Here is a 3408-nt window from a genome sequence, read left to right on the forward strand (position 1 = left end):
GACGCCAGCGGCCGCCCCGGCTGGGTGGCCGAGGCCGGCGGTCGCGGGTTGTCCGCCGCGCTGCAGCGGTCCGGCGTGGCCGACGAATCCGAGCGGCAGCGACTGATGGACGAGGCGTCGGCGTTCGACGAGCTGATGATCGCCGTGCCCCCGGTGCCCCAGGCCTACGGCGTGCTGGTCGACCTGGGCCACGACGGGACCCTCGCGGTCGAGGCCGGCGCCGAGACCGTGCTCCCGCCGCTGATGCGCGACCTGCCGTGGACGCAGGCCGGTGTGGTCGCCTACCGGGTGCACTGGGAGCCGCCGTTCATCGAGGAGCTCGAGTCCGAGCGGCCGTCGTTCGAGCACCGCGTCGCCCGGTCCCGCGCGGCACCGCTGGTGCAGGCGGTCGCCCGCGTGGTGCACGGCGCGGTCGGCGGCGAGATCGCCGACGAGGCCGACTTCCTGGTGGACCCGGAGGACGTGTGACCGGCACGGTGGTCCTGATCACCGGGATCATGGCCGCAGGGAAGTCGACGGTGGCGCAGCTGCTGGCCGAGCGGCTGCCGCGGTCCGTGCACGTGCGGGGTGACGTGTTCCGGCGGATGGTCGTCTCCGGGCGCGAGGAGGTCGGCGCCGACCTGTCGGCGGAGTCCCTCGCGCAGCTCCGGCTGCGGCACCGCCTCGCGGCGATGGTGGCCGACGAGTACGCCGAGGCGGGATTCACCGCCGTCGTCCAGGACGTCGCGCTCGGGGCCGACCTCCCGGAGTGGGTCGCGATGTTCCGGAGCCCTCCGCAGGTGGTGGTGCTGGCACCGACCGCGTCCACCGTGGCGGCGCGCGAGGCCGGTCGGGGCAAGACCGGGTACGGCGCGTGGACCGTCGAGGAGCTCGACGCCGGGCTCCGAGACGGGACGCCGCGGATCGGGCTCTGGCTCGACACCTCGGACCAGACGCCGGCGCAGACCGTCGACGCGATCCTCACCGGGCTGGCACTGTGACCGCCCGGACGAGCGCGGGGATCCTGGTGTTCCGGCGGGCCTCCGGCCTGGAGGTACTGCTCGGGCACATGGGCGGGCCGTTCTGGGCGCGCAAGGACGCCGGCGCGTGGACGATCCCGAAGGGGGAGCCGTCGCCGGGCGAGGACCTGCTGGCGGCCGCCCTGCGCGAGTTCGCGGAGGAGCTCGGTGTGCCGGCGCCCGCCGGGTCGCCGATGCCGCTCGGGGACGTGCGGCAGAGCGGCGGCAAGGTGGTGAGCGCGTGGGCGGTCGAGGGGGACCTGGACGTGGCGACGATCGTCAGCAACAAGGTCGAGATCGCGTGGCCGCCGCGCTCGGGCCGGACGCTGCTGGTGCCCGAGCTTGACCGGGCCGCGTGGTTCACGCCCGACGAGGCTCGGCGACTGGTGGTGAAGGCTCAGTCGGCGTTCGTGGACCGGCTGGAGGAGGCCCTCGGCGTCAGGTGAGGTGGTCGAAGTCGCCGCTCACCCAGCCGATGTGGCGTTCGGCGGAGCGGCGGACGACCTCCTTGGCGTCGGACGCGATGACGTTCGCGAAGTTGCCGTAGAGGCGGTCGAACTCCAGGCGGTCCAGGTGGTCGGCGACCCGGCGGGTGACGGCGCCGGACAGCGGCAGGTGGTTCGGGTAGCTGCGCATGAACGCGACGGACTTCCGGTCCGGGTTGGCGAAGACCGTGTCGCCGCTGAGCACGACGCCGAGGCCTGCCGCACCGGCGGCCCAGTGCGCGATCGCGCTGCCAGGGAAGTGGCCGCCGGGCTGCGACAGGGTCACGCCGGGCAGGACCTCGAGCTCGCCCGACCAGGTCTGGATCACGTGGTCCGGGCGGTTGAGCCAGCGGACGTCGGACTCCGCGACGAGCACCGGTGCGTGGCCCAGCGCGCGGCTCCACTCCACCTGGACGCCGTACATGTGGGGGTGGCTGGCCACGATCGCGCGCACCGGCCCGAGCTCGAGGATCCGGTGGATCACCTCGTCGTCGAAGAACCCGATCGGGTCCCACAGCAGGCTGCCGTCCGGCGTGACCAGAAGCTTCGACTGCTGGCCGATGCCGGCGGCAGGGGAGCTGGTGATCGCGTACAGGTCGAGCTCCAGCTCGTCGAGGCTCGCCCGGTACCCCTGCGCGCGGAGGTCCTCCAGGGTGGTCCAGCGCTGACCGCTGGCCGGGACCCACTGGCGCTCGTCGGCGCAGATCGGGCACACGTCGAGCCGTTCGGCGCTCTCCACGGCGCACGTGGCGCAGATCCAGACGGTCACACCGTCACGCTAGCCGGAGGTACAGGTCCCGCAGGAGGGCGATCTCGGCGCCGTGGTGGACCACCTCCTGGTTCATCCACCAGACGACGTCGAGGAAGGGCTCGTCGGCGTCCGAGCCGTTCGGGTACGTGCTGTAGCCGACCGTGTCGAGGGCGGCGTCGTCGGCACCCAGGAGCGTCGCGCGCCACGCCTGGACGGCGGCGGTGAGGTGGGCGATCGCGCCGGCCGCGGTGCCCTGCGGTTCGTCGGCCTGCTCGGTGTGGGTGTGGGTGCCGTCGGTGTGGTCGGCGCGGCCGGCCAGCGTCTTGGCCACGTGGTTGATACGCCAGCCGATGGACGTGACCGGCGGCGGCCAGGGGTGCGGGCGTCCGCCGTCGTGACCCCACTCGCCCGAACCGACCAGCCGCGTCGCACCCAGGCCACCCGGTCCGTCCACCTGCCGGCGGATCGTCCAGGCGCCCGGGACCGGCTCCCAGAGGAGCTCGGCGTCGGACAGCGGGGGGACCTCGACCTGCAGGCCGTCGCCGCTGTCTACCGTCGGGCCGGTGAGGCGGTGCAGGAGGCGCTCGCTGGCGAAGTCGTACTCGGCGAGCAGGGGCGCGAGGCGCGCGGGGACGGTCATGCCTGGAGAGTTCACCGTCGGGGCGTCGGCCGCAACAGGTTTCAGGACAGGCCCAGGGCGCCCAGCGTGGCGGGCGAGAGCGGGACCGCGTTGTCGGGGCCCGCCACCGCGCGTCCGTCGACGACGGTGTAGAAGCCCTGGAAGGCGTTGACGGGCGTCGGTGGCCAGTCACCCTCCAGGTCGGCCAGGTCGTCGAGCAGCAGCACGTACTCGCCGCCGACCTCCAGATCGGTCCGTTCCCCGGCGCCGCCGCTCGTGTAGGCGATCTCGAGCGTGGTGCCGGGCTCGACCGGCCCCTTGGCCGCGGCGGTGACGTCGACGGTGGCGATCACGCGGGGGTACCCGGCGGAGTCGTCCGGGGTGATCGACGTGAACGTGCCGCGGACGATGAGGTCGGCGACGCCCTCGAGCTCGGCCGTGCTGGCGTAGTGGGGGTAGTCGGCCTGGACGGCCGGCGCGGACCCGGTCAGCAGCCGCGGCACGACGAGGGCGATCGCGACGACGACGGCCGCGGCCACCAGTGCCGCGGCGAGC

The 3408-nt window shown here is 74.0% G+C and carries 5 protein-coding genes and 1 pseudogene; 3 read left to right on the top strand and 3 right to left on the bottom strand.

Features of this window, described 5'->3' with window-relative positions:
• From RYN42_RS20025 to RYN42_RS20035, 3 genes and pseudogenes are all read left to right on the top strand, one after another.
• Positions 1–468 (top strand): annotated as a pseudogene (locus RYN42_RS20025) (hypothetical protein); the annotation flags it as partial.
• Positions 465–980, top strand: a complete 516-nt coding sequence (locus RYN42_RS20030) for an AAA family ATPase (RefSeq protein WP_315099353.1) — start codon at positions 465–467, stop codon at positions 978–980. The pseudogene RYN42_RS20025 and the gene RYN42_RS20030, both read left to right, overlap by 4 nt.
• Positions 977–1444: an NUDIX domain-containing protein gene (locus RYN42_RS20035; RefSeq protein WP_315099356.1), complete on the top strand. Its 468-nt coding sequence runs from the start codon at positions 977–979 to the stop codon at positions 1442–1444. Before RYN42_RS20030 ends, RYN42_RS20035 begins: the two co-directional genes overlap by 4 nt.
• Here the strand turns inward: RYN42_RS20035 and RYN42_RS20040 are convergent.
• From RYN42_RS20040 to RYN42_RS20050, 3 genes are all read right to left on the bottom strand, one after another.
• On the bottom strand, positions 1437–2252 hold the full coding sequence (locus tag RYN42_RS20040) for an MBL fold metallo-hydrolase (protein WP_315099359.1): 816 nt from the start codon (positions 2250–2252) through the stop codon (positions 1437–1439). The two genes, RYN42_RS20035 and RYN42_RS20040, sit on opposite strands and share 8 nt — an antisense overlap.
• Before the next feature lie 4 nt (positions 2253–2256).
• Positions 2257–2874 (bottom strand): DinB family protein, encoded by a 618-nt coding sequence (locus tag RYN42_RS20045; RefSeq protein ID WP_315099362.1) that lies wholly within the window; start codon positions 2872–2874, stop codon positions 2257–2259.
• A 41-nt stretch (positions 2875–2915) separates the two neighbouring features.
• Positions 2916–3408, bottom strand: a 493-nt coding sequence (locus RYN42_RS20050; RefSeq protein ID WP_315099365.1) for a hypothetical protein, incomplete at its 5' end; no start/stop codon positions are given.

It is taken from the genome of uncultured Cellulomonas sp. (assembly GCF_963527515.1).
Classification (GTDB): domain Bacteria; phylum Actinomycetota; class Actinomycetes; order Actinomycetales; family Cellulomonadaceae; genus Cellulomonas.